At 36.7% G+C, this 25,684-nt stretch carries 25 protein-coding genes and 2 pseudogenes; 3 read left to right on the forward strand and 24 right to left on the reverse strand.

Annotated elements, in window-relative coordinates; genetic code table 11:
- Window positions 1–40: 40 nt before the first annotated feature.
- A pseudogene (locus ACIFPW_RS15580) lies at window positions 41–424 on the forward strand (ATP-binding protein); the annotation flags it as partial.
- Window positions 425–475: 51 nt separating this feature from the next.
- Here the strand turns inward: ACIFPW_RS15580 and ACIFPW_RS15585 are convergent.
- The 21 genes and pseudogenes from ACIFPW_RS15585 to ACIFPW_RS15685 form a co-directional block, all read right to left on the reverse strand.
- Window positions 476–832 (reverse strand): hypothetical protein, encoded by a 357-nt coding sequence (locus tag ACIFPW_RS15585; protein WP_430245624.1) that lies wholly within the window; start codon window positions 830–832, stop codon window positions 476–478.
- Between the two features lie 250 nt (window positions 833–1,082).
- Window positions 1,083–1,970, reverse strand: coding sequence for a UTP--glucose-1-phosphate uridylyltransferase GalU (gene galU, locus ACIFPW_RS15590; protein WP_430245626.1), 888 nt, complete (start codon window positions 1,968–1,970; stop codon window positions 1,083–1,085).
- Window positions 1,971–2,241: 271 nt separating this feature from the next.
- Entirely contained in the window at window positions 2,242–3,267 is a 1,026-nt protein-coding gene (locus ACIFPW_RS15595; protein ID WP_430245628.1) for an SDR family NAD(P)-dependent oxidoreductase, read from the reverse strand.
- On the reverse strand, window positions 3,242–4,618 hold the full coding sequence (locus ACIFPW_RS15600) for a UDP-glucose dehydrogenase family protein (RefSeq protein ID WP_430245630.1): 1,377 nt from the start codon (window positions 4,616–4,618) through the stop codon (window positions 3,242–3,244). The genes ACIFPW_RS15595 and ACIFPW_RS15600 overlap by 26 nt, the downstream gene beginning before the upstream one ends.
- Before the next feature lie 14 nt (window positions 4,619–4,632).
- Window positions 4,633–5,118 carry a serine O-acetyltransferase gene (locus ACIFPW_RS15605; protein WP_430245631.1) on the reverse strand — a complete coding sequence of 162 codons (486 nt, stop codon included), beginning with the start codon at window positions 5,116–5,118 and terminating at the stop codon, window positions 4,633–4,635.
- Window positions 5,115–6,365 carry a polysaccharide biosynthesis C-terminal domain-containing protein gene (locus ACIFPW_RS15610; RefSeq protein ID WP_430245633.1) on the reverse strand — a complete coding sequence of 417 codons (1,251 nt, stop codon included), beginning with the start codon at window positions 6,363–6,365 and terminating at the stop codon, window positions 5,115–5,117. Before ACIFPW_RS15610 ends, ACIFPW_RS15605 begins: the two co-directional genes overlap by 4 nt.
- Before the next feature lie 4 nt (window positions 6,366–6,369).
- Window positions 6,370–7,188, reverse strand: a complete 819-nt coding sequence (locus ACIFPW_RS15615; RefSeq protein ID WP_430245634.1) for an oligosaccharide repeat unit polymerase — start codon at window positions 7,186–7,188, stop codon at window positions 6,370–6,372.
- Window positions 7,189–7,192: 4 nt separating this feature from the next.
- Window positions 7,193–7,774: a hypothetical protein gene (locus tag ACIFPW_RS15620; RefSeq protein WP_430245636.1), complete on the reverse strand. Its 582-nt coding sequence runs from the start codon at window positions 7,772–7,774 to the stop codon at window positions 7,193–7,195.
- A 132-nt stretch (window positions 7,775–7,906) separates the two neighbouring features.
- Window positions 7,907–8,983 carry a glycosyltransferase family 4 protein gene (locus ACIFPW_RS15625; RefSeq protein ID WP_430245638.1) on the reverse strand — a complete coding sequence of 359 codons (1,077 nt, stop codon included), beginning with the start codon at window positions 8,981–8,983 and terminating at the stop codon, window positions 7,907–7,909.
- A 33-nt stretch (window positions 8,984–9,016) separates the two neighbouring features.
- A complete protein-coding gene (locus ACIFPW_RS15630) occupies window positions 9,017–9,919 on the reverse strand; it encodes an ATP-grasp fold amidoligase family protein (RefSeq protein WP_430245640.1) in 903 nt (300 codons plus the stop codon).
- Between the two features lie 36 nt (window positions 9,920–9,955).
- Complete coding sequence (locus tag ACIFPW_RS15635; RefSeq protein ID WP_430245642.1) at window positions 9,956–10,444, reverse strand: glycosyltransferase; 489 nt, start codon at window positions 10,442–10,444, stop codon at window positions 9,956–9,958.
- A gap of 5 nt (window positions 10,445–10,449) precedes the next feature.
- A complete protein-coding gene (locus tag ACIFPW_RS15640; RefSeq protein WP_430245644.1) occupies window positions 10,450–11,073 on the reverse strand; it encodes a glycosyltransferase in 624 nt (207 codons plus the stop codon).
- A 12-nt stretch (window positions 11,074–11,085) separates the two neighbouring features.
- Window positions 11,086–12,330, reverse strand: coding sequence for a hypothetical protein (locus ACIFPW_RS15645; RefSeq protein WP_430245646.1), 1,245 nt, complete (start codon window positions 12,328–12,330; stop codon window positions 11,086–11,088).
- A gap of 5 nt (window positions 12,331–12,335) precedes the next feature.
- Window positions 12,336–13,175 (reverse strand): glycosyltransferase, encoded by an 840-nt coding sequence (locus ACIFPW_RS15650; RefSeq protein WP_430245648.1) that lies wholly within the window; start codon window positions 13,173–13,175, stop codon window positions 12,336–12,338.
- Window positions 13,176–13,177: 2 nt separating this feature from the next.
- Window positions 13,178–13,879 (reverse strand): annotated as a pseudogene (locus ACIFPW_RS15655) (NAD-dependent epimerase/dehydratase family protein); the annotation flags it as partial.
- Window positions 13,880–14,022: 143 nt separating this feature from the next.
- Entirely contained in the window at window positions 14,023–14,652 is a 630-nt protein-coding gene (locus ACIFPW_RS15660; protein ID WP_430245650.1) for a sugar transferase, read from the reverse strand.
- Window positions 14,653–14,858: 206 nt separating this feature from the next.
- Entirely contained in the window at window positions 14,859–16,682 is a 1,824-nt protein-coding gene (locus ACIFPW_RS15665) for a polysaccharide biosynthesis protein (RefSeq protein WP_430245652.1), read from the reverse strand.
- On the reverse strand, window positions 16,683–16,832 hold the full coding sequence (locus tag ACIFPW_RS15670; protein ID WP_430245654.1) for a hypothetical protein: 150 nt from the start codon (window positions 16,830–16,832) through the stop codon (window positions 16,683–16,685).
- A 104-nt stretch (window positions 16,833–16,936) separates the two neighbouring features.
- Window positions 16,937–17,638 (reverse strand): CpsD/CapB family tyrosine-protein kinase, encoded by a 702-nt coding sequence (locus ACIFPW_RS15675; RefSeq protein WP_430245655.1) that lies wholly within the window; start codon window positions 17,636–17,638, stop codon window positions 16,937–16,939.
- The gene (locus ACIFPW_RS15680) at window positions 17,628–18,368 is read right to left on the reverse strand and encodes a YveK family protein (protein ID WP_430245657.1); all 741 of its coding nucleotides are present in this window, start codon (window positions 18,366–18,368) and stop codon (window positions 17,628–17,630) included. The genes ACIFPW_RS15675 and ACIFPW_RS15680 overlap by 11 nt, the downstream gene beginning before the upstream one ends.
- A 255-nt stretch (window positions 18,369–18,623) precedes the next feature.
- Window positions 18,624–19,388, reverse strand: a complete 765-nt coding sequence (locus ACIFPW_RS15685) for a tyrosine-protein phosphatase (RefSeq protein WP_430245659.1) — start codon at window positions 19,386–19,388, stop codon at window positions 18,624–18,626.
- 234 nt (window positions 19,389–19,622) lie between these two features.
- Between ACIFPW_RS15685 and ACIFPW_RS15690 the strand changes: the two genes are divergently transcribed.
- Complete coding sequence (locus ACIFPW_RS15690) at window positions 19,623–20,528, forward strand: LytR family transcriptional regulator (protein WP_430245661.1); 906 nt, start codon at window positions 19,623–19,625, stop codon at window positions 20,526–20,528.
- Between the two features lie 54 nt (window positions 20,529–20,582).
- Here the strand turns inward: ACIFPW_RS15690 and ACIFPW_RS15695 are convergent, their stop codons facing one another.
- The 3 genes from ACIFPW_RS15695 to ACIFPW_RS15705 form a co-directional block, all read right to left on the reverse strand.
- Window positions 20,583–20,747, reverse strand: coding sequence for a hypothetical protein (locus ACIFPW_RS15695; protein ID WP_194218498.1), 165 nt, complete (start codon window positions 20,745–20,747; stop codon window positions 20,583–20,585).
- Between the two features lie 482 nt (window positions 20,748–21,229).
- On the reverse strand, window positions 21,230–22,615 hold the full coding sequence (locus tag ACIFPW_RS15700) for a cell wall-binding repeat-containing protein (protein ID WP_430245662.1): 1,386 nt from the start codon (window positions 22,613–22,615) through the stop codon (window positions 21,230–21,232).
- Window positions 22,616–22,821: 206 nt separating this feature from the next.
- On the reverse strand, window positions 22,822–24,222 hold the full coding sequence (locus ACIFPW_RS15705; protein ID WP_430245664.1) for a cell wall-binding repeat-containing protein: 1,401 nt from the start codon (window positions 24,220–24,222) through the stop codon (window positions 22,822–22,824).
- 471 nt (window positions 24,223–24,693) lie between these two features.
- Here ACIFPW_RS15705 and ACIFPW_RS15710 point away from each other — a divergent pair, with 471 nt between their 5' ends.
- On the forward strand, window positions 24,694–25,311 hold the full coding sequence (locus ACIFPW_RS15710) for a cell wall hydrolase (RefSeq protein WP_430245667.1): 618 nt from the start codon (window positions 24,694–24,696) through the stop codon (window positions 25,309–25,311).
- Window positions 25,312–25,684 lie beyond the last annotated feature (373 nt).

Raw genomic sequence — 25,684 nt, forward strand, 5'->3', positions numbered from 1 at the left:
CGACTTTTTCACTGGTCTCGAACCGTCCCCGTGATTCCGTGTTTCAATGGAGCGATTAATTTATGTATTAAAATCTAAAGAATATATCAGTAAATCAAAAACCAGATATAAACGCATTATGAATTCAGAATTAATTATTATTGATGATGTCATGTATATGGCTTATGAGCCTCAGGATGCCCATTTATTCTTTCAATTTATCTACGAAATGTATGATAAAGCAGCATTTATTCTTACATCAAATAAAGGGCCTAACGAATGGGGAAAGTTTTTAGGAGACCCTACACTTACAACAGCGATATTAGATCGTTTACTTCACCGAAGTGAAATTCTTACATTTAGTGAAAAACAACACAGCATACGTATGAAATACCGAAAGGTATTGTTCGAAAGCCAAGGTGTTGTTCGAAAGCCAAGGTGTTGATTCTTAATTATCGGAAACTGTTAAATCTTATTTACTGAAAACTGTTGATTTCTAGTTGACGGTTACAGCCCCTGGAAATGTCATACATACGACACCGTCTGCCCCAAGGGTCAACGCCTCTTCAATTCCAAAGACATCTAACGTGTCAGGTACTTCCGGATCGAATATTTCTGTTGAGAGATCTACCCTAATGACTAATCCTACTTTCTTAAAAGCATCTTCAAATTTCTTTGCCATTCCGTAGGTCACTAAAACGGAATCCAATCCTGCATTTACTAGCTCAGGCAACATGCGAACAGTTTTATCGATGCCAGCTGTATTTGTAGAAAAGTTAAATCCATCTAAAGCCAAAGAAATCGAGTTACCATCTTCATGAAAAATACGAGACATTCTACGTAATTTACTCATAAAAAACACCCTTTCCTTCTTTAATCCAAGACATAAAAAATCCCCCCACAAAGAATAGCCAAAGTAAAATTTGACTCTTTGTGGAGAATCTCGATATCTCGTTCCCAAATTAGCTATTTCGTTTTAATAACAGAAATTTCTGTCATTTATATTAGAACACACTACCGAATAGTTAGTCAAGCCGATTAAGATAATTGACTATCATCCTCTTCACTTTATTAGATCACATTAATGGACTCCAACGAAGTGTTTACTTATAAGCCAATTCCTTCTCCACAACACTCTTCAAATATTCCATCACTTCATCCTGAAGATCTTCTCTCTTAAGAGCAAAATCCACCGTAGCCTTTATAAACCCAAACTTATCCCCTACATCATAACGATCGCCTTCAAACTCATGAGCCAGCACCGCATGCGACTCATTCAACACTTTAATCGCATCTGTTAACTGCACCTCACCACCAGCACCAGTTGGCAATGTCTCAAGAATCTCAAAAACTTCAGGAGTAAGAACATAACGTCCTAGGATCGCGTAGTTCGAAGGAGCATCTTCAACAGCAGGTTTTTCAACCAGCGTCTCAACTGGAAGCGTTCTCTCTTCTAACTCACTACCTTTAGGTGCAATCACACCATACTTTGAAACATCCTGCTCTGCTACTTGCTGAACACCAACTACAGAACTTCTATAACGATCAAATACATCCATCAATTGTTTAATACATGGTGTTTCAGAACGAACAATATCATCACCTAATAAGACCGCAAATGGTTCATCACCGATAAAACGACTAGCACATCCAATCGCATGTCCCAATCCTTTAGGTTCCTTTTGACGAATATAATGAATATTAGCGAGATTAGAAATCCCCTTCACTTCTTCAAGCATCTTATCTTTCTGCTTCTTTGTTAGAGTCTCTTCTAACTCATAAGACTTATCGAAGTGATCTTCAATCGCTCGTTTTCCGCGACCACTCACGATGATAATATCTTCAATTCCTGCAGCTACTGCTTCTTCCACAATATACTGAATCGTTGGCTTATCTACGATTGGTAGCATTTCTTTTGGCTGTGCTTTAGTAGCTGGTAAAAATCTAGTTCCTAGTCCTGCCGCTGGTATAATCGCCTTTTTCACTTTCATAAGTAAGTCCCCCCATTGTCTTATAAAGAATAAAATCTATGTAATGATTGCTTTATTAAAGTTTTAAAATAGTCTCGAATATATTTACATAAACTATTTAAAACCATTTCCTCAAAATATTCCCATAAACATAAAAGAAATCCCCCTAATGTAGCAGTTACCACTATTCATATCAACTGTCTACATAGGGGGTGAAATCAAACTTGCTATAGTATCCGCAAATCATCTAAAGTAAAATTATAGGTTCTTCTAATTAGCTAAAAATGAATTATTACTTAACATTATAATAATCCACATACCAATCAGCAAACTGCTGTAAACCCTCTTCGATCGAAGTTTCAGGCTTAAATCCCACTGCTTTCTGCAGTGCATCTGTAGAAGCATATGTAGCAGGAACATCACCTGGCTTGATTGGTTCAAAGTCTTTCTTAAACTCTACTGCTCTACCAGTTGCCTTACTCAAACACTTCTCCAACGTTTCGATAAATACCATCAACTTTTCCGGGCTATTATTACCGATGTTATAAACCTTGTGTGGCACCTCTTCAGTTGGCGAATTGCTAAGTAGTCTCTCAATACCAATGACAATATCATCGATAAACGTAAAATCACGATAGAGATCGTTCTCAAAATCGCCATTGTTAAACACTTTAATCGGCTCATCAGCAAAATACTTATTCGCAAATCCAAAGTAAGCCATATCCGGACGTCCCATTGGGCCATAAACAGTAAAGAAACGAAGCCCCGTAGCTGGAATATTGTATAGGTGGCTATACGTATGTGCCATTAACTCATTTGACTTCTTCGTAGAAGCATATAGTGAAACCGGATTATCCACAAAATCAGTTTCTTCAAATGGTACTTTTTTATTTGCACCATATACAGAACTAGAAGATGCATAAACAAGGTGATCTACTGGATGGTGTCTGCATGCTTCCAGAATGTTATAAAAACCGATAACGTTGCTTTGAATATAAACATCGGGATTCTCGATCGAATAACGTACGCCGGCTTGGGCAGCTAGATTTACTACGATATTGGGCTTGTACTCTTCAAAAATAGATGTAATTGTATTTTTGTCAGAGATGTCTCCCTCTACAAAGGTGAAAGCTTCAAAAGGTTTCAGTTCCTCTAGACGAATATGCTTAAGATTCACATCATAGTAGTCATTAATGTTATCAATACCGATTACCTTGCATCCTTGTTCTAGTAGTTTCTTAGATAGATAGAACCCAATGAAGCCAGCTGCTCCAGTTACAAGATAGGTTTTATTAGTATCTAGAGGCTTGTAGTTCATTATTCTTTGCCTCCTTTGCACTTTCTCTATATACCGGCATTCTTCCGACAGAATGGTACTCCACTCCAGCTTCTTTCATTTCATCAACTGGATAAAGGTTTCTACCATCATATACAAGAGGAGTTCTCATTAAACTATTATAGGATTCAGGAGTCATGGCTTTAATTTCTCCCCATTCTGTAAAGACAAAGCATACATTAGCATCTTCTAAAGCTGTCTCTACACTATCAACATAAGTGATGCTACCTTTTCTATTAGAACCTTCAGGATACAACTTAGCAAAGTTATCTGCGCCAACGGGATCAAATGCATAGATATCAGCACCCTGATCTAATAGTAAAGGTACATTTTCAAGTGAAGGAGCTTCTCTTAAATCATCTGTACCTGGTTTAAAGGTTAAACCTAGAACAGCCACTTTAAGACCGTTAAAGGTAATCAGTCTATTACTAGCTTTCTTGTATAACAATGTTTTCTGATCAGTATTGACATCAATAGCTGATTTCACCGTTCTTAGCTCGTAGCCGTTTTGTCTTGCTAGATATTCAAGGGCTTTAGTATCTTTAGGGAAGCATGAGCCACCAAAGCCGATACCAGCATTTAAGAATTTGCTACCTATTCGTTCATCGTAGCTCATTCCTTTTGCTACATCCTTAACATCTGCCCCCACTAATTCACATAGGTTTGCAATATCATTCATATAAGAGATTTTAAGAGCCAGGAAATCATTTGAAGCGTACTTCACCATCTCAGCAGATCTTCTATTGACAGAAACAATCGGTAAGTTGAACGGCTTATAAATATTTGTTAATAAGTCTTCAGCCCATTTGCTTTCTGTACCGATGATGATTCTTTCAGCATATAAAGTGTCGTGGACTGCGGAACCTTGCGCTAAAAACTCTGGGTTTGATGCTACTTCTACTTTTACATCATTCACTAAAAAGTCATTAATAAATTGTTCAACTTTATCATTTGTACCCACTGGAACAGTAGATTTTACAACTACTAAACAATCTTTTTCGATAGTTTCAGCAATTTGCCTTGCAACAGTTGCTATGTATGAAAGGTTTGCTGAGCCGTCTGGTTGTTCTGGAGTTCCAACACCTATGAATATTGCATCTGCATCTTTATAAGCTGAAGCATAATCTGTCGTGTAATCAATTCTTCCGGCTTCATAATTCTTGCCCATTAACTCTTCCAAACCAGTTTCATAGATTGGAGAAATTCCCAACTTCATTTGTTCAACTTTTTTCTCGTCAATATCAACACAGGTTACTTCATGACCTACTTCAGCAAAACATACCCCCGCTACTAAACCAACATAACCTGTTCCTGCCACTGCTATTTTAGACATATTAAATTTCCTTTCTAAATAGAATGTTGAATATTCTTAACTTTTCTTGCTGGGGATCCTAAATAAACACTATTTGGTTCTACATCCTCCAAGACTAAACTATTAGCTCCGATAATAGAATTATCCCCCACATATACTCCACCTAGAATAATTGAACCGGTATAGATAGTTACGTTTTTCCCTACTATAGGGTACTCTGGGTTATCTGAAGATAAGCTATGTTTAGTTCCTAAAGTAACATTATGATATATTGTACAATTTTCTCCGATTTTTGCTCCCTCTCCTATTATAATACCTTGAGGATGAGGTAGCTTTAAATTTGAGCCAATTTGAGAATTCAGACCAAGATGTATACCATACTTAGAAATCATCCAATTTTTCATTAAAATAGCTAGAAATTTAAACTTCCTTCTATGAAGCTTTAAAGTTATATAACACATTTTGACTGAATTAATATTTGGAATAAAAAGTGTGTGATATATTCTTTTTATTCTGTTCATTTTTTCCCCCTTCTTCCCAATTTTATTCTGTCGAGTTCATTTACATTAAGTTTAAAAATATCTCTCAGTTTGATTTCATATTCTTTTACGAAAATCCTCAAGAAAATCATTCCACAAAGCATATATGAAATAACAGATGACAAAGCAGCACCTTCTATACTAAATAGAGGAATTAAAACAAAATTACTAATAACATTTAAAATAACTGCTATTGAAAGAATAAACATTGCTATTTTCTGTTTACCTTTTGCAATATACAGGGTATTAATCATCTTAAAGAAAATCATAGGAACATTACCTAAAAATAGAATTAAAACAACACTATAAGCTCCTGCAAAATCCACACCATAAATATTTTTGATGAAAAAATTTCCAAATAAAAGAAATCCTAAGAAAACCACTAAACTAATATATATATTAAATTTAATAGAAAACACAATATCTTTAATAGAGTCATTTCGAGCAGTTTTATTAAACAATACATCTTTAAAAGCATCTGGTATTATCCACAACATACCTGCTAAAGTAACCCCTAAACTATATAACCCTAAATCATAGTATGATACGTATTTTTCCAATATAATCACATCTACTTTATAGTTTAATGTTATAAGTAGCGCAGAAACAGTCGGAAAAAAACCAAAGATCATTATTTCTTTAAATCTAACTAGGTTTAGACCTACTTTATTGGGATATATTCTAAACTTAAATATATATAGACTAATACCAAAGATAATCTTAAAACCATAGGCTAAAAAGATTATGTCTAAGTTACTGTTAGTATCTGAAAAAAATGTTATAAATAATATAATTGTATATACAATTACTTCTATCTGATTTAATATACTCTTCCAATATAAATTTTTTATCATTGCTATGAAACTAATCTGTTGATAAAACTGGCTAAAAATACTAAATAACAATATTATTAAAAGGGTTTTACTGTCGAAATAGTAATAAATAGCTAAAGTTACGAAAACATATAAAAGAGTTAAAAAATAGATAAAATTAATAAATTGTTTCTCTATCTCCTTGCCATATTGCTTCATATAAAAGGGTAATGCTTTTGTAATGCTAAAAGTTAAAATAAGTGAGATGATGCTAACATAGTTAATAATATAAGAATACTCACCTTTTAATGTTGGACCTAGGAATCTATTTAATAATATAGATCCTATAAAAGTAAAAAACACAATATTAATTTTGGTTAATACAGAAATCACATAAATATTCTTTAAAAATTTCATCTCATTACTTCACCTTTGCTGCAATTTTATAACCTTTTTCTGTCATGATTTTACTATTTGAAATACTAATTGATTTTGCATAAAAGAATAAAACAAGAAATTCAATAATTAAAATAAGATAGCTTTTAAATCCGCCTACTTGGTCACCCGCCAAGATCCTGTGAGGTAAATTCAACAAAAAATAAACCATTATTAGACCGTAAGTTGGATTAGATTTAAAAGACCATAACAGATCATTAAAAAGTTTAATAATTAATGCAGTAATTGAGCTACCAATAACTACACCAAACCAATGGAATTCATAATAAAAGTATGCTAGAAGCCCAGCATTTATGTTGTAATTTCTACTATCAAGTGTATAACCAAATAGTTCTGTATTAAGATTATTAATTAAATAAATTCTCTCAGGATCAATTATACTCTTTGGGATAATATCAAGAAATATCTGAAGAGCTCCTGAACCCAAACTAATTTCTGTAAAGTTGAATTTTTCAATTGCAACCATCATAGAAATGATAGGAACAGAAAAAGCTTTCACAATTGATGTCCAAGTTGACATTAAAACATCAGTATTATCAAAAACAATTTCTCTACCGGACAACATTAGCATAAATGGACGATAAAAAGCAGATATAACGCCGAATATACCTATAAAGATAATATACTTGAATAGTTGACTTTTACTCATAAATATTTTATCGTTCAAAACATTTTTGTAAAATAATAACGCAAGTAGTAAAATCACTATATTAGCCCTACCGGAATATGCTAGTAATACTATGATTGAAAATAGTATCGAAATTAATAAAAGCAATTTTCTCATTGACTTAAATATTTTTTTTATTTGGATTAGTCGTATAGAATACAAACAAACCAAAGTAAACGCTTTTCATAAAATGCTTAAAAAATGTAAATACACCAGTTGCTTCGTATACACCACTTCTTTTCAATTGAGCGTTTACTATTGTACTTATGGGGCCTCCCATTGATGTAGAGTATAGAAAAAATGATATGATTCCGAAAATCAGGAAAGCTATACCAAATAAAAATAATACATCCTGATTAACCATCGATGCTTTCTTCTCTGTACTCTTTGCAACAAACCTTTTTTTACTTATTAACGTAAAAATTATTATAAAAAACAAATAAAATAAAAAGGCATAAATTGAAGCTACGACCATGTTATCTCTATAGACATTAAAATGATATGCCCAATTTGCCGGTATTCCATAGTATAGAAGATCTGGAAATAAAATTATAATAATTGGAATTATTGCAAAGAAAAGCACATATGACAAATTAAAGATAAATAAAAAATCAATTCGCCTTTTCCTTATTATCTCTACAGTTATTATAAGCACTATTAGCATTGATAATATAAATATAGAGTATATATTGTAATTATTCACTGCAATGACCCCTTACCATCCATCGTCTTGCCCCCCTGGTAATAATTAGCAAACATTTCATAAAAGGGTATAAAACATATCAACTAGGACAATATTTTTTTACTTTAATAATTGAATATTTTGCAATGAATTTCACAAAAATTCTTTGATGTATGATTCCCACTGACCATAAATAATATCAGAGTTTAAAGTTTCAGAAATATTCCGAGCATTCTCGCCTATTCTAAATGCAAAAGCTTCATTTGATAATATTTTTTCCATTGCATTTGATAATTTTTCAACTTCATTTACAGGAACTAATAGTCCATTTTCTTTATCATTAATTAGGAAATTTGGCCCGCCAACAGGACAATCTGTAGATATACTGGGCAAACCAAGAGCCATTGCTTCCATTAATGCATTTGGCATCCCCTCATAATTAGAAGGAAGTACGAATAGTGAAGCATCTATTATATGATCCCCTATTTTTTCAACATACCCTGGAAACATCACCTTATTTTCTAATTTCAATTCTTTAACTAGACTCACTAGCTGATTCTTTTGCGGTCCATTACCGTAGATTATCAAATCATAATCAGGGTACTTATCTGTGATCCTAGAGAATGCCTTAATTAATAATTTGAAATTCTTTTGATCAGTAAATCTCCCAACTGACACAATACGTTTTTTACGTTTGCCTTTAAAAGATTCTCTCACAAATTCATGGTTTATTGCGTTAGGTATTACTATACCCCTATTTCTAATAATCTCCGAATAGTAACTCATTGCATCTTTGGTTTGAAAAACGAAACCTTCTGCTTTTGGATATAGTTTTTTCATTAACCATTTGCGTAATTTCGAAGATTCATACCTAGCCTGAGGATCGCATCTTTCTGAAACAATAACTGGAACCTTTATTAAATTTCTATGTGCTAACATAATGTTAATAGTACCGGGCAACATCACTAAGTAGACATCTGCATCTGCATTTTTTATATAATTTTGGAACCTAATAATTCTTTTGAAATTTTTACCAATAAAATTATTCGATTCTCTATTTTTAATTAATGACACTCTTTTCACATTTCTATTTAATTGATATGCCGGTGTATCGTTTGACATGGTGAGTACTGTTACATTGTGTCTTGCAGATAAGAAGTTGCTCAAATTACATACAACTCTTTCTGCTCCGCCACCAGATAATCCTCCTATGAAAATTGTTATATTCATTATACAAAACTTCCTCGCCGTAATATTTCTTTTCTACTTAAAGGGAGGATTTATCCAACTCCCAAATAATTCATCATATTTTGATGGTTCAAACTTCTCCCAACCACTAAAATGGAAAAATGTCATTTCACCAAAGTAAATTTTCCCATTTATATCATAAAAATCAACTCGCACATGAGGGATACCTTTAGATAAAACCATAGCAAGATCAATCATCTCTTTAAAACCTTTCGGTTTCTTAATCGGTTTAATCGCATTAGGATAACGTTGCATAAATGGCATATGATTAAAATCTAAATCAAAGAAATCAAATCGTGTGTCAATCCCCCTATCAGTAGCAATAAACATAGCTTTAACCTCACCGTCAAAACAAAAGAATTTATAATCCTTAAGTTCTTTCTTTGATTCATCAACCATATATTTTTCTGCAATAATCCGTGGTTTAATGTTTTTATATATGCCCTCACGTTGACCCCAGTAATAATTATGTTTAAGTGACTTTCTTAATTTTCTTTTTGCCTTATCAATATCTAAAGTGTTTTTATCACGACAGATCACTAAACCTCCTGAGTCATGTGTGCCCTTCAAAACAAATTGATTTGGCAATTTATCAAAATTAATCTCATCAACGTCATCCCATACCCCATATAAAGGAATTAAGTAATCTTCTCCAATTGTCTTTTTAATAAAATTTCTTACTTCATACTTATCTACAAGACTTGGATATTCAGGATTAGTATCGTTCAACTTCAGCCATTGCAACTTCTCATTATACGTTGTCGGGTTTACAAGGTTTAATTTCTTATCCATTTTGCACCAATAAGCTATCTTTAAATAGGTCTCGTCGTTCATCCACTTAAAAAAACCTCTATGGCCAAGCATTAGAAATAGATATTGCGGCCTCTTTAATAAACTAATAATTTTATTTTGTCCCACTTTCTTCACCCCCAACAACAAATATTGTTTAGATAATTAACCTATCATATAGTCATAAATTTCTTGATACTTTTCGCTCATAATTTTATTACCGAAATATTTCTCAATATAATTAGCTAGATCATGATTAATTTCACTCGAACATTCACTAATTTCTTTTTCGATGGCTTTAGATAATTTTTTAATATCCCCTATATTAAATAATGAAATATAATCTAAATTATTTTCAAAAACTTCTTTATGTTGAGGTATATCTGATAAAATTAGATTAAGACCACATCTTCCAGCCTCAAGTACTGAATTTGGAAGTCCCTCTGATTCTGATGCAGAAACATAAACGTCAGATGCTTTTAAGAAATCATTTACGTTATTTACATTTCCTTTTAAAATAATATTATCATCAGATTCTTCCTTACATTGCTCCATCAAATCCCCATCCCCCAAAAGAACAAGAACCGCTTTATATTTATGATTAGCTGCCTTAAAAGCTTGTATTATTGTACTTGGATCCTTACGTTTAATCAAACTTCCTACTGCAATAAAGACAACTTTGTTATTTGGAAGACCGAGACTATCGCGTAAAGTAATTTTTTTTCAATATTAGCTGGTTTGAATTTTGTCGTATTAACACCGTTTTGAACTACAAATAATTCTTGAGGTAAAATCTTCATATACATATCTTTTAGTGTTTTAGAGCAACAAACTACATATTCACACCTTTTCATCGATTCAATACTACTTTTAGCTGTAATTTTACCAACAAAACTACCAAACTTTGCAATATAATCATCATAAGCATAGTTTCTCACTGTCATGCAATGTTTTTGGCTAATATCAAGTTTTGACACCACAGTATCTGCTCTGACTCCTGAGGTGTGGATAACGTCAGGATTGAATTTACTAATATATTTTTTTAATGATTGTTTTCCTTTAAGTTGATATTCCAATCTTGATAAATTTAGTGAAGTTACTTTTACATTTGAATTGATAAAATCATTTATTCGAGTATTATTAGGTTCAGATGATAATGTTAATACATGTGCGTCATATTTGCTCTCATCTAAATTGCTAACTATTCCCAAAAGTTGATTTGTAGGTCCACTCTGCCTGAGTGTGGAAACAACATATAATATACTTATTTTATTCTTACTCACTATTTGCACCTCTTAATTCTTTTTAATCCCAACCACGTACAAGCCTCGTTTTCCTTCAAACACAGAATCGAAGCATATTTTATCTCCTGATCTATTCCATCTAGGATGCAAGTCACATCTTAAATCGTTATCATATTTGAAAGGAGCAAAAACTCTAGCTATAGTATTCACATTATTTTCCTTTATAACAAAAACTGAAGCAAGTCTTGATCTATTTGGATAAGTGTCAGTAACAACTAAACTACCATCAGGAGAATAACTAGGATGCCCATCTACAACCAATTCAGGCCACATATGAATATATTCCATCGTCTTATCTTTCATCAAATAATATCCATTTCCTATTTCTTTCTTTCGAGCATAGGCTAATATTTCTGTATCAGATTTCCAATTACAGTGCGAAATCATATTATCATCACTTAAATTGAATAAATCACTTCCATCTATATTAGATGTAATCAGTCTAGTGAATTTCTCTGTACCATTAATCCATCTATGAAGTACCATGAATCGATTTCCAGATGGATTCAAAATAATATGGTTAACTTTATGTTCAGCTTCGTTCATTTCTGGTCTGGTTTCAAAGTTAGCAAAATCAGTATAATTAAGTATTGGTTTTATCTGGTTTGTTTTAATATTTAAATGCCAAACACATGGTTTTTCTGGAAGTTTTTCATTAACTGTTGTTTCTATCAGGTTAGAATATCCATATCCTTTTCTTAACCTATGAAGTCTTGAAAAGTCTAAGGTGAGAGCAAATTCACCATCGTTTGACACACTGTAAACCGGCATTTCAAGAACTTTTTCTTCTCTTGTCTTTAGATTTAAAACCACAGAGCAATATTTCCCACTACGGAAATCATTAAAAATAATTTTTTCTGAATAATCTGGCCCTAACCATTGAAGCATACTCCCTTGTTGGACATTCCAAGTTTTAGTACTTCCAACTACTTGAAATGAGTTATTATCATGTGTATCTATCAAAATAATTTCTGCTGGTTCTTTTGGAGCAACCGACTTTGTTGTATCTTTAACTCTTAAACAAAGCATATATCGACCAGAGACGTCCCAAGGAGATTTATCGTAATAACCGAAGAAATATTCATACTCATCTTTGGGAGTGATCCTGATAATTTCTCCCTCGTACTTTATTTTAGTGGATAGTACATACATTGAAACTTGATATAAGCGTTTAATTACTTTTTTCATTGCTGGGACTTTAATTAATGCATTATTAATCTTCTGTTCGATGCCCATATTATCTACCTACTTTTGTATGTTTTTCTTAAATATTTGCTAGTTATCGACTCAAGTACCCATGAAGGTGAAACAAATATAATAATCTGACTAGCCGCAACGATTGTTAGATCGATTAAACTTGAATATCCGTTTCTCCAAAAGCTATAAATCATAGATATATAACTTTTACACTTTTTCCAACTTTTCCTTCTCTTTAAATTTTCATTATTTGCTCGGAACAAAAGTAAAGATTGATTAATATTTCTTGCGTTACATCCATTATTCAACATTCTCACAAACAGATCTAAATCCTGATTCCTTCGAAAATCGCTATAACCACTATTTCTTAGAACTGAAGACTTTTTATACATTACAGTAGGATGATTGAACGGATTCCTTCTTTTGGAAAACTTCATTATTTCCTCATGCTCTATAGGTACTATTCTAGATGATACAATTTCATTTGAATTTTCATAAAATTCATCAATGTTAGAACCAATTATATCTAAATCCTTATCCTTGATAAATTCATTGACCTGTAATTCATATCTATACAATAAAGAAATATCATCTGTATCCATTCTGGCTACCAATTCATTCCTACACACTCTAAGGCCTTCATTTAATGCTTTCCCTAAACCTACATTTTTTGTCAAAGTAACTATTGTAAATAGTTCAGAATAATTAGATACATAATAATCTACAATTTTGTCTAATTCTTCAGTTAATGGTCCATCTTTTACAATAACAATTTCTTCTGGTCCTAAGGTTTGATTAACCATACTCTCTATACTCAATTTAAAATAATCTGGATTTTCTCTTGTGTATACAGAGATTAACACGCTATATCTTTTATCTGCCATTCTTATTTCCCCAATTCAGTTTTTTGTACCGATTGTCGAAAACCACAAACTCTATATTCATTCATATATTCAGACATACTCATGTCATACTTCAATTCGCCAAACACCTTATTCACCGTTCGAAAATTTAATATCTTTAATATGGGATTGAATAACTTAGTCAAAAATATTTGCTTCTTATGAGCTTCAGCAATTAGCCTTACCATTTCGCTGGTATTCACATAGTCAGCATTCTGAGGGAAGAAATATCCTCCACTTCTGTTATCAATTAAATGTTTATTGAACTCCGATAAGTTATCTATATAAATCATACTGCGTTTATTATCTACCTTAGGGAAAACCGGTGTTTTAAGTGCTAGAGCAGCTAATTTTGTATAGTTTCCTCTACAGTTATTTCCGTAAACCATAGGTGGTCTTAGTATTGCTACAGTGAAAGAAGCATCATGTAAGTTTTCAATTAGTTTTTCACCTTCTAGCTTTGACCTCCCATATGCACTATTTGGTTTAACAGGAGTATCGGCACTAATAACGCCTTCCATAATTCCATATACACTCATAGAACTTAAAAATATAAACTGTTTAACGCCTTCATTTTTTGCCTTTTGAGCAATTTCATAAGTCAGATCACGGTTCACCTTGTAATAAAGGCCTTCATTTTCTTTTGTTTCCTTTATGTGTGCTATTCCAGCTACATGCAATACAACATCATATTCTGAGAATTTCTTTTTTTTTCAATCATCACTTTTTAGACTTATAGAATCTATAAAATACCTATTATGGTAATATCCAAGCCACCTCACTAGACTGTTACCTATATAACTATTTTTACCTGTTATCAATATCTTTTTCATTTAGAAATTCTCTCCTTGCTATTCTCAACTTCTTTCGTTGATCCAGTACCTCCTTCGACAACCCCATCACTCTTTAGAACGCTAACGATAGTCCCAAAGAAGCACTTAATATCCATACTCAGGCCAATCTTCATAACATACTTTCCATCCAGCTTAGCCTTGACCTCAACAGGAAGCTCATCCCTACCATTTATCTGCGCCCATCCAGTCAATCCAGGCGGCACATCATTAGCCCCATACTTATCACGTTCTTCAATAAGATCAAACTGATTCCAAAGTGCAGGCCGAGGTCCAATCACTGACATTTGACCAGCAAATATATTAAAAATCTGCGGGAGTTCATCTAGACTAGTCTTCCTCATGAACTTTCCAACTTTAGTAATATACTGTTCTGGATTGTCTAATAAGTGAGTAGGAGTGTCTTTAGGTGTATCAATTCTCATCGTACGGAACTTCAATATATTGAAATGCTTTTTATGAATACCTACACGTTTCTGTTTAAAGAGAACTGGACCTTTTGTTTCTGCCTTAATTGCAATAATTAAAACGATAAAAACCGGTGATAATATCACTATTCCTAATGAAGAAAGAACAATATCCATGACTCTCTTAACCTTCATATACATAATAAACTCTCCTTCTAAGTCAGTTAGTTGGGTAGTTTCTAGTTCTAAAATAGTTTTCTATCAATCTAGCAACTAACCAAGTATCCCACTATTTTATCTATCTTTAAATTACAATTAACTCCTCATTGTTATAGGTGTTAAGTACATGAATCTGAATGTACTTAACACCTACATATAATAACTAGTTAAAAATCAGTAAGAGCAGTTTACTTCGCATACAGCAACTCATTCTCAGAATTCACCCGATTATGCGCAATATCCAAAGCCCTCTCTCGAACACCCAACTTATCCATATCCTCAAACCGCCCAACAAAATCCATCACAATGCTCAAATCCGCATTAACCGACTTCCCAACATAAATCTTCGGATAAATCTGCTCATCATGAACCTCATCTTTCCCAAGAAGCTCTTCATACAACTTCTCACCTGGTCTCACACCTGCAAACTTAATCCCAATTTCATCCACGGAGTAACCAGATAGTTTAATGAGATTTTCCGCAAGATCGACAATCTTAACCGGCTCACCCATATCAAGGACAAAAATCTCTCCGCCTCTTGCCATAGCTCCAGCTTGAATCACAAGTCTTGAAGCTTCAGGAATTGTCATAAAGTAACGAACCATATCAGGATGCGTTACGGTAACCGGGCCACCTTTTTGAATTTGCTTCTTAAAGAGTGGAATGACACTACCGCGGCTTCCAAGTACGTTACCAAAGCGAACGGCGACGAATCTGGTTGCGCTGACCTTGTCCATTTGTTGGACGATCATTTCCGCGAGTCGCTTTGTTGCACCCATGACGCTTGTAGGGTTTACAGCTTTATCCGTTGAAACCATGACAAACGTATCAACGCCCGCATCACTTGCGGCTTCAGCAACATTTTTAGTTCCAATAACGTTATTTTTCACAGACTCATGCGGGTTTGCTTCCATTAAAGGTACGTGTTTATGCGCTGCAGCATGATACACCACGTTTGGACGGTGCGTTTTCATTACTTCGCCAATTCGTTCACGATCCTGTACATCTGCGATGACTGGGATGAAGGTAATGGTATCACCGTATGTATTGCGGAGTTCCATTTCAATGGTATAAATGCTGTTTTCACCGTGACCGAGTAGAACCACTTGATCTGGATGAAACTTCGAAACCTGGCGACAGATTTCAGAACCGATTGATCCACCGGCACCCGTAACGAGTACTGTTTTGCCAGTTAGCGTTTCTGCAATATTATCCGTATCCAATTTGATCGGCTCGCGCCCTAATAAATCTTCTACTTTCACATCACGGAAGCTATTGATCGACAATTTACCTGTCATTAAGTCTTCAATCATTGGAATGATTTGCGTCTTCGCTTTTGTTTTCGAGCATTCTTCATAGATGCGCTTCATTTCACCTTTAGAGAGAGATGGAATCGCAATAACGATATTATCGATTTCAAGTTTTCTCACCTGTTCTTCGATATCATCCGTCGATCCAAGTACAGGAACACCCATGATTTCTAAGTTTTGCTTTCTGATGTCATCATCAATAAAGCCAATTGGATTCAAGTCAGAATCAACACTCTGCCTTAACTGTCTGACAATCATCCGCCCTGCTGATCCAGCGCCGATCACAAGCACGCGCTTCTTCTTATTTTTTGTATTCATATACGTATCGCGGAACATGCGCCACGCGAAACGTGATCCACCGATCAATAGCATATGAATCATCCACGTGATCGCTAGCGCTCGGAAGTAAATATCCTGTAGCATAAGGAATTGTGCTAATGCTGCAAGAGCAATCGAGAACGTCACGACTCGGAAAATAACAACTAACTCCCCGATACTCGCATACTGCCATGCTCGTTTGTATAGCTTGTAATAGTATGAAAAGAAATGATGACCAAGTAAAAGTACAATCGAGCTAGCTATGATAGGTTTTGATGATAGAAAATCATGATAATTTAGAAGAAAGCTACTAATAAAAATCGCAAAAGCTACAATCAATGAATCTATCACGATTAACGACGATAACCGCTTTCGATAAGTCATTTACTTGCACCCCACTTTTGATTTTGTCATCCGCTCTTCAATCGATCTGTTTAGCACTGGAATTTCTAGTAGCTTCTGATCTGGTGCATCTTGCTTAATATACCGAATGGCTTTTCGAATCGACTTTGGTAATTGATCCGTCCCCTTCATTTCACCACTCCCCCTTTTGATAAATGCTTACGGTGACTTAAGGCGCACATCTTAAGTCACGCTATTCTCCCAAAAAATACTTCTCTAAAGAAGTATTTTCCTATTTATTTCTGCGCGTAGTAGTAATAATAGCTACCGTCCTTCATCTTCTTACGGTTAAGCACAACCCCAAGTAGCTTCCCCTTAGCTGAATCGAGGCGTTCTTTTGCTTTTACTGCCGCTTCTCGTTCTGTCGTGCCACTACTAATCACAAGCACGGTTCCCTGCACTTTATTGGCGATAATTTGCGAATCGGCCACCGCAAGTACCGGAGGACAGTCGAAGAGTATAACGTCATAGTGCGTAAGTGCCTCTTCCATAAGCGCATCCATTGCTTTTGAACCAAGAAGCTCAGATGGATTCGGTGGAACTGGACCGCTTGTTAGCACGTCTAGATTCGGGACTTCTGTTGAAGTCGTAACATCCGTTAACTCCGCTTGACGCGTAAGGACATTTGTTAATCCTCTTGTGTTCATCACGCGGAATGTATAGTGAACGGTTGGTTTACGAAGGTCGGTATCTGCGATCAGCACTTTTTTCCCTTGCTGTGCAAGTACAACGCCAAGGTTGGCAATCGTTGTTGATTTCCCTTCCATTGGACCAGAAGAAGTGACCATGATTGTACGCATGTCTTCTTCGACCGAGGCGAATTGAATATTCGTTCGGATCGTACGGTATTGCTCTGCGATTGGCGACTTTGGATTTTGGTGCGTTAAAAGACTTCTTTCCTTGTCAACTTTAACAGCTCCGCGCTCTTTACGACTCAACTGCTTCACCCCTTACTGACTTTTTGCCTTTTTTCTTTGAAATACCAGCTTCTTTGTCTTCAATGACAGCGATTGTCCCTAGCACTGGTAAGCCAAGAACTTTTTCGATATCTTCTTCGGTTTTAATCGTGTTATCCAGGTATTCAAGTAAGAATGCTAGTCCAACACCAACCATTAAACCAACGACAAATGCAATTGCCATGTTTAAGACCGGGTTCGGATTCACTGGAGAAGGTGTGCCTTCAAAGCCAGCTTTTGAGAGAATGCTAACGTTATCGACATTCATGATGTTGCTAATTTCTTTTTCAAATACGCTTGCTGTCGTATTCGCAATATCGACTGCTACTGCCGGATCAGGATCCGATACTGATAAGGAAACAACCTGTGAGTTCTGCTCATTGCTAACTGAAATTTTGTTATTGAGCTCGCTTGTTGTCATATCCAGTGAAAGTTCTTCTTTTACATCATCAAGAATCGTTGGACTTTTAATAATGACGCTATATGTATTAATAAGATCAACGTTTGTTTTAATTTGGTTGTAATCAAATCCATTTTCGGAATCTGCTTTTTGGTTTACTAGAATTTGGGTTGAAGTTTCATAAATTGGGGTAAGAAAGAAATAAGAGACAACACCGCTCGTTGCTGTAGCGAGTAGAGTAATAAGTAGAATGAGTGCAAGACGTTTTTTGAGTACTTCAAATATTTCCTTTAAACTAATCGTTTCTTCCATAAGGTGCCTCCAACGCAATCGTAATTTATTTTAGTACAGAAAGAATTACAGGTTTTACTATAACACAGAAAATCAGTAAAAATTAGGGTTTTTTTTACGTTAAAACCATTAAATACTTAAATAGTAAGATAGATACATAGAATCATGTCGAACACTGTCGAAGAAAACGCTTTCTATACAAAAAAAACAACGAAATTTCTTCATAAGAAAAATCCGCTCATTTTTGAATAAGCGGATTTTCGTGTTTTTTCGCTATTAAAATAGGCCAAGAACTTTTTTCTTCTTGATTCGTTCCGGAATATCTTTATCGATCATCTTCCCTTTAATCATTTCCTCAGGATTTTCTTGAAGCATGTAACGTACGGATGTACCTAACTCTTTTTCTACCGTTTCATAGGCATCCCTTAATTCAAAAGGCCGGGTTGTCGTGTTATGTGAATCGGATGCGATGAAGTGGGCAAGATTATGAGAAATTAGATCAAGTGAGAACTTTTTAATCTTCTTGCCCATTCTTCCCGTTACGCTGGATGCTGTTACCTGACTTAGTGAACCTTCTTTAATTAAACGATAGAGCTTTGATGGATCTTCCATGATTTCTCTGTTACGCTCAGGGTGCACAATAATAGGAACGATCCCTTTAAGCTGAATGTCAAACAGTAGCTTATTCGCATAGCGCGGAAGGTGACTCGATGGAAACTCGATTAGCATATAGACGCCTGAGTTGTTCACCGTTAGAAGATCCACATCAAGATCCTCTTCCATTTCTCCGTATATTCTAACTTCCTGACCAGGAAGAATCTCTAGATCGATACCTTCCCTCACTAGTTCTTTGTTTAGTAGATTTACTTCTGTCAGAATATCTTGCAAGTTGTTATCATAGCTTCCATTCTTATGGTGAGGACTTGCGACAATTTGGGTAATACCCTGCGATTGTGCCTGACGTGCCATTTCAAGACTGTCATTTAAGTCTTGGGCGCCATCATCGATCCCAGGTAAGATATGACAGTGGATATCAATCATTTTCCCATTCCCCTTTCTATGCTGTAGCATGTTCTATTCATTGTTTTATAGAAACCGGCATGTTCTTTTTGAAGAACGTCTTTTTATGATGTTACCATAATCTTCAACTTTGTGCATCTCGAGCTGATCATTTTCTGGTAGGTATTTACTTTGCAAAATAGTTCGACTTATAATGAAAGATAGGCTTTTAACCTTTCAATAAGACAACTACTCTATGGAAAGCTGGAATGTAAAATGAAGAAGTTCCTTATCATCGTCGGTGTCATTCTTGGTGTTCTTGTACTAGCAGGTGGTGGCTACGCCTATTATTTATATGACTCAGTTAAAGATACCGCAAGTGACATGCATGAGCCGATTAGCCGTGAAACCTCTACACTAAGAGCGGATAAAGTAGAGACGAAGGAGAAAGACCCGATCTCAATTCTCTTAATGGGGGTTGATGAGCGAGAGAATGATCAAGGACGCTCCGACACAATGATCATGATTACGGTAAACCCAAATGACAATTCAATGATCATGTTCAATATCCCACGCGATACGCGAACGGAAATTGTCGGTCGTGGTACAGTTGAAAAAATGAATCACGCCTATGCGTACGGTGGCGTTGAAATGGCAATGGATACAGTTGAGAATTTCCTCGATGTTCCGATTGACTATTATTTTAAAGTAAACATGGAAGCTTTTGAAGATGTTGTTTCCGCATTGAATGGCGTTACGGTAGACAATCCATTTGCATTCGACTACGGTGGCTACACCTTCCCTAAAGGTGAAGTAAGCTTAAATGCAGACGAAGCCCTCGCTTTCTCCCGTATGCGCTATGAAGATCCGAAAGGTGACCTTGGTCGAAACGATCGTCAGCGTGAAATCATTAAAGCGATTATCGACAAAGGCGCTAACGTTGGAAGCATTAATAAAATCGACGACCTGCTTGAAGCAGTCGGCAGCAACGTCAAGACGAACATGACGTTCAAAGAAATGAATGATATATTCAAGAACTATAAGGGCGCACGTAATAACATGGAGACATTCGAAATTGATGGCAGCGGTGAGATGATTGACGGTCTCTGGTATTACATCGTATCTGATCAAGAGAAGCAGTCGATTACACAGAAGCTGAAGGAACATCTTGAAATTAGCTAGCTAATTAGTAAAAGAAAGCCTCTTCCAATTGAAATGGAAGAGGCTTTCTTTCCGCTATTCTATTTCTAGTTTTGATAGCGACATGTTCTTTGATAGAATGTCTCGAATCTGGTCTATGTAAGGCTTCGCTTCGCCTGCCTGCTTCGCTTCTCCCTCAACCTGCTGCACAAACTGCTGTAATTCATCCCACATCGGGTTTTGATTCTCTTTTCCTTTCATTACAAATCCTCCGTTTTCTAGTAAACTATTTGGCGATTATACCACCGTTTTCTAGTAATTTCCATAGAATGATTGTTAATTATCTGTAAATTCATTTGTTGCTTCTTCTCTACATTCTATTAACCGGTATATTGTTTGCTTAAACGGGGTATACTCTAGTAAGAGTCTTTAAACAAAATGAACCAAAACACGCCTGATTCTTTTTCGTAGAACGACAGATTATGATTGCGTTTTCATGTATGATAGATGAAAGTCACCCTGCCTTAACCGGATGGACTTTCAGTCAAAGGGGATGAGCATATGCATTACCAGGAAGAAGGCAATTTTGCTAAAGGAATGGTATGGGGCGTCTCGTTAAGTATTCCTCTCTGGATCGCATTGTTTGGGTGGGCGAAGATTATGTTAAGCGTAGTAAGTTGATATAAAATGCGAAGAAGGACAGTGCTTAGGCGCTGTCCTTCTTTCATTTCACTTATGTCTTCTTATTCTACAAACATCTCATAGATCTCATCATCAACTGCAAAGTCAACGGCAGCTGGTCCACCAAAGATCGTGAATGTGTTCGTACTATAGTCTTCGAAGAGCTTTTTTGCAGGTGTAGACAATTTATTGGGTCTCGTTAAGATCACCGGTTCTTCATTAACCGCTGCATGCACGGATCCTGTTAGCGCATCGGCAAAACCATGGCCTGTTGCTAGATTCACAGATTGAAGTCTAATTCCAAGCTCCTTTGCTACGTTAACAGACGTTTCATAACGATCTGATCCTGCAATACGTTCTCCATCTGGGAGTTGATCAACGACACTGTCTGAGATCACAGCCGGTCCACCGATGGCGTAGGAATCGCTGTAGTTTTGAAGCGCATCGCTTGTAGCATCTGGGATGTCGTTTGATTTCGTTAAGAGAATCGGACTGCCTTCCATCGCGGCAATTGAAGCAATGGAGAGAGCATCTGGATAGTTACCACCATAAGTAACGTAAGCCGTTTCGCTTGTAGCACCCAATTCATCAGCAATTTTTGCAGCCGTATCATAGCGGTCTTCGCCTGCGATACGGTTTACCTTCATCGAAAGATCGTTTTTTAATTTGCTCTCTACCTTTTTGGATACTGCATTTTCCCCGCCGATAATCGTTACTTCTTCTACGCCAAAGTAGTCGAATGCATTGAGAACATCATCTGGGATTCGATCTGTTTTCGTTAAAAGAATGGGCGCATCTTTTGTATAGGCTAGTGGTGCACCTGCAAGAGCGTCTGGAAAATCTGATCCTGTTGCAAGGACCACGTGTGGCGCTTCATTTTCTCTGAACGTTTCTTTGGCGATTTCAACAGCTGTATCGTAGCGATTAAAACCGTAAAGACGATCAGAGAATACCATACCTTCTCCGAACGTCTGGAAATAATACGTCTCACCGTTGTCTACGTTGTTAAGGTCTTTAATAACAAAATAGTACGTTCCTTGCTTTAGGTGATCAAAACTTCCTTTGTACAGATCAATGGTCTCTTCGCTATCTGGCGTCAGTTTCTCGAAGTTCTGATCATAGACGTCCACTTGGAACTGAAGAGGTGAATCGTATGTATCTGTTCCAACTAGAAAATCTAGTAGCTGTTCTTCTTCTGTGATTTCTAGCTTATAAGTATCCTGATCATGATCTGTTAACGCTCCAGCTGCTATGTAATCGATGCCTGTTTCTCGTGCATCCTTAAACTCATTGTTTGGCTCCATTTCCCCGATAATGCCTTTAATGTCAAAGGGTGCTTTAGCGCTCGGCTGAGGCTGTTCTATGCTACCTGTTTCTGCAGAAGCCGACTGACCGATTAAGCTTCCTATGAGTAAAAGTGATGTTAGGATCCCGAATGCTTTCTTCATTTGTATGTATTCCCCCGGTATTCTCTGATTTATGCCTGTGTTGTCTCACTCCACCTCCTGTTAGGTTCATTGCACGTGGTTGAGTATAACAAGAAAGTGGGAGAATAATCCAGAGTGTGTGGGTATAAAGTCGTGCGGGGTCAGGCACGTGCCTGACCCCGCTCAAAGATAAAAAAGACGGTTAGCAAACGCTAACCGTCCATTTCTTACTCAAACATCTCCCAAATCTCATCCTCCACGTCTTCACTAATCGCATTCGGTCCACCAAAGATCGTAAAGAAGAAGGTTTCTTTATCCATAAATAGTTTCTTAACTTCCTTAGGTAGCTCGTCCTTTCTCGTTAAGAGAACGGGCTCGTAGAAGTTTGCGGCAAGAACTGAGCCGGAAAGAGCATCTGCGAAGTTTTCACCCGTTGCGAGGTTAACCGCATACCCCGACGTATCGAGCTGCTTTGCCACCTGAACAGACGTATCATAGCGGTTTTCTCCTGAGATTCGCTTTGGATGTGGGAGCTTGTTGAAGACCGTATTGCTGACAACGGCCGTTCCGCCAATAACGTATGTGTCATTGTAATTTTTTAATGCTTTTGCTGTTACAGCTGGAATTTCTTTTGTTTTTGTTAGTAAAATCGGACTTCCCTGTGCAGCCGCAATAGAGGCGACAGATAACGCATCTGGGAAGTTTCCTCCGTAGGTGACAAACGCTGTATCACTGAAATAAGGATCGATTTCTTTAGCAATTTTGGCAGCTGTTTCGTAGCGATCTTTTCCTTCAATACGATCGAACGTGATGCCCATTTTTGTGAGGGACTTTTCCACATTTTTTGATACAGCTGTTTGGCCACCAAGGATCGTGACGTGCTCCGTTCCAAAATAGTTTAGCGCTTCTTTCACAGAAGCTGGTAGCTCTTTTGTTTGGGTGAGAAGGATTGGGGCGCTATATTGATAAGCAAGTGGCGCTCCGGCAAGGGCGTCAGGAAAGTTTTGTCCTGTCGCAAGAACAACGTGTCGCGTGTAGCTTTCTTCAAATCCTGTCTTGGCGATTTCAACTGCCGTTTCATAGCGGTCTTCCCCTGCGATTCTCATGACGATTGGATCATTGGAGTACGTGAAAGCGGAGAAATAGTAGTCTACGTTATTATTTTTATTAGCGGTATCCGTTACTCTAAAATAGTAGGTGCCAGGCTCAATCTCCTCGATACCTCCGTAGTAACCGTATTCGCCTTCTTCATAATCTGGTGTGATTTTCTTCTGATTCTCATCATAAAGGTCAACCCAAAGCTCCATTGTTGGCTCTTCTTCATCCGTACCTGCCCCGAAAGATAAGGATACCGGCTCGTCTGCTTCGACTTCTAATTTATAGAAATCTTGATCCTGATCGGTTAAATTACCGGTCATGACGTCATCATTTATATAGGAATTTGCTTCTTTGAAACTATTATTTGGTTCGACTTCAGAGATGTATTCCCAGTCATCGTAACCTTCGTTCATCGTCATTTTCTGCGCTTTTTTCATAAGCGCATCGTGGGAGGAGGCAGAGGCAACAGGCCCACCGATGAGACTTCCTGCCAGGAGTGCGGTTGATACTAGTCCAAGTACTTTTTTCATTCGGATCTTTTCCCCTATCATTCTCATTTATGAAGCAAAACGAGCATGTCCCCTGCTCCTTCATCACCCTTCCATTTCTTTACACTAAGAGGATTATATAGGAGAAACGAGCGTTGCGCTATAGGCTGTTTTTGTCGAATGGGAAGTTTTTTTTACGGCATACGAAAAGACTCAGAGACTTGTCTGAGTCTTCCTTCTCAAACAGCAGTATTTCCCCCACGAATGGTGTACGCTGCTGTTTCATTTTCTAAGAAAATTTGAACGGTTGGAATGGATCGCTTGGATTTTATAGAAGTGATTGGGTTGAAAAGTGATTAGGTAGGTAGAAGGAACCTACTCTACTCCTTATTTTGGTTAAAACTAGACTATCGATGTTATTTTTCTAACCTATAAGGAAGGTATTACGTTCCATATCTTTCCTCAATTACCTGTACTATAATTGAGGTTATATTTATGGAGAGGAGTTTGCTAATGAAATTTGTACATGTCCTTGGTTCCCTCGTCCTGGCATCATGCTTTTATTTATTCGTCTTAGAGGACAATGCATCAGCAATGATGGACACGGGATCAAGAGGATCAGAAGTTCAGCACATGCAGTCGATTTTAGAGAAACTCGATTACTTCCATACGACGCCAACGGGCTATTATGGATCGGTTACGAAAGAAGCAGTTCGTGATTTCCAGGTGGATTTTGGACTTAGCGCAGACGGCGTTGCAGGAACGAATACGCTAAACATGCTGAGTAATCTCGAGATGATCGCACATGTTGTTCATGGTGAATCTCGTGGTGAGCTTTATGAAGGTAAGGTTGCGGTCGCCGCTGTTATCCTGAATCGCGTTCAATCCTCTTCGTTTCCAGGGAGTACATACGGGGTGATCTATCAACAGAATGCGTTTACCGCTTTGAATGATGGCCAGTATTGGCTCACGCCTGATGCTTCTTCTTATCGCGCTGCGAAGGATGCGTACTTCGGATGGGATCCATCTGGCGGTGCGACGTATTACTACAATCCAGGTGGCGTAACGGATGAGTGGATTTATTCGCGTGATGTGATTAAGACGATCGGTCAGCATGTGTATGCGCGGTAGAGAATAGTGGATTGAAAGAAGCAAAGTCCGTGTGAGATGGACTTTGCTCCTTTTTTGTATGTGAAGGGGGTCAGGCCGGAGCGCCTGACCCCCTTCACCGCACCCCGCTCCACTTCTTTCCCACATTCTTTGTTAATTTCTTCACAATTTCTTAACACACAAAAGAAGCAAAACGCGTTATGCTAGAGTCAAACGTGATAGTAAAGGAAGGAGGTTGTGTTCATGGGAGTTCAACTCCGAAAAGGCATGATTGATCGTCGAACCTACCTAATTCGTAAGTTACTAAATTCACCACAAAATCGAGAAGACCTAACTCAACTTCATAGTCTCACGTTAACAGAGCTTGAGAAGAAGTATGAGAGAGAAAATCGTA

The organism is Pseudalkalibacillus sp. NRS-1564 (assembly GCF_050467905.1).
In the GTDB taxonomy this organism is placed as follows: Bacteria; Bacillota; Bacilli; order Bacillales; family Guptibacillaceae; genus Guptibacillus; species Guptibacillus hwajinpoensis_B.

Bases quoted from the DNA above. Each gene is read 5' to 3' on its own strand.
- ACIFPW_RS15585 (WP_430245624.1), bottom strand. From the start codon at position 832: ATGAGTAAATTACGTAGAATGTCTCGTATTTTTCATGAAGATGGTAAC.
- galU (WP_430245626.1), bottom strand. From the start codon at position 1,970: ATGAAAGTGAAAAAGGCGATTATACCAGCGGCAGGACTAGGAACTAGA.
- ACIFPW_RS15595 (WP_430245628.1), bottom strand. From the start codon at position 3,267: ATGAACTACAAGCCTCTAGATACTAATAAAACCTATCTTGTAACTGGA.
- ACIFPW_RS15600 (WP_430245630.1), bottom strand. From the start codon at position 4,618: ATGTCTAAAATAGCAGTGGCAGGAACAGGTTATGTTGGTTTAGTAGCG.
- ACIFPW_RS15605 (WP_430245631.1), bottom strand. From the start codon at position 5,118: ATGAACAGAATAAAAAGAATATATCACACACTTTTTATTCCAAATATT.
- ACIFPW_RS15610 (WP_430245633.1), bottom strand. From the start codon at position 6,365: ATGAAATTTTTAAAGAATATTTATGTGATTTCTGTATTAACCAAAATT.
- ACIFPW_RS15615 (WP_430245634.1), bottom strand. From the start codon at position 7,188: ATGAGAAAATTGCTTTTATTAATTTCGATACTATTTTCAATCATAGTA.
- ACIFPW_RS15625 (WP_430245638.1), bottom strand. From the start codon at position 8,983: ATGAATATAACAATTTTCATAGGAGGATTATCTGGTGGCGGAGCAGAA.
- ACIFPW_RS15645 (WP_430245646.1), bottom strand. From the start codon at position 12,330: ATGGGCATCGAACAGAAGATTAATAATGCATTAATTAAAGTCCCAGCA.
- ACIFPW_RS15650 (WP_430245648.1), bottom strand. From the start codon at position 13,175: ATGGCAGATAAAAGATATAGCGTGTTAATCTCTGTATACACAAGAGAA.
- ACIFPW_RS15660 (WP_430245650.1), bottom strand. From the start codon at position 14,652: ATGTATATGAAGGTTAAGAGAGTCATGGATATTGTTCTTTCTTCATTA.
- ACIFPW_RS15665 (WP_430245652.1), bottom strand. From the start codon at position 16,682: ATGACTTATCGAAAGCGGTTATCGTCGTTAATCGTGATAGATTCATTG.
- ACIFPW_RS15670 (WP_430245654.1), bottom strand. From the start codon at position 16,832: ATGAAGGGGACGGATCAATTACCAAAGTCGATTCGAAAAGCCATTCGG.
- ACIFPW_RS15680 (WP_430245657.1), bottom strand. From the start codon at position 18,368: ATGGAAGAAACGATTAGTTTAAAGGAAATATTTGAAGTACTCAAAAAA.
- ACIFPW_RS15685 (WP_430245659.1), bottom strand. From the start codon at position 19,388: ATGATTGATATCCACTGTCATATCTTACCTGGGATCGATGATGGCGCC.
- ACIFPW_RS15690 (WP_430245661.1), top strand. From the start codon at position 19,623: ATGAAGAAGTTCCTTATCATCGTCGGTGTCATTCTTGGTGTTCTTGTA.
- ACIFPW_RS15695 (WP_194218498.1), bottom strand. From the start codon at position 20,747: ATGAAAGGAAAAGAGAATCAAAACCCGATGTGGGATGAATTACAGCAG.
- ACIFPW_RS15700 (WP_430245662.1), bottom strand. From the start codon at position 22,615: ATGAAGAAAGCATTCGGGATCCTAACATCACTTTTACTCATAGGAAGC.
- ACIFPW_RS15705 (WP_430245664.1), bottom strand. From the start codon at position 24,222: ATGAAAAAAGTACTTGGACTAGTATCAACCGCACTCCTGGCAGGAAGT.
- ACIFPW_RS15710 (WP_430245667.1), top strand. From the start codon at position 24,694: ATGAAATTTGTACATGTCCTTGGTTCCCTCGTCCTGGCATCATGCTTT.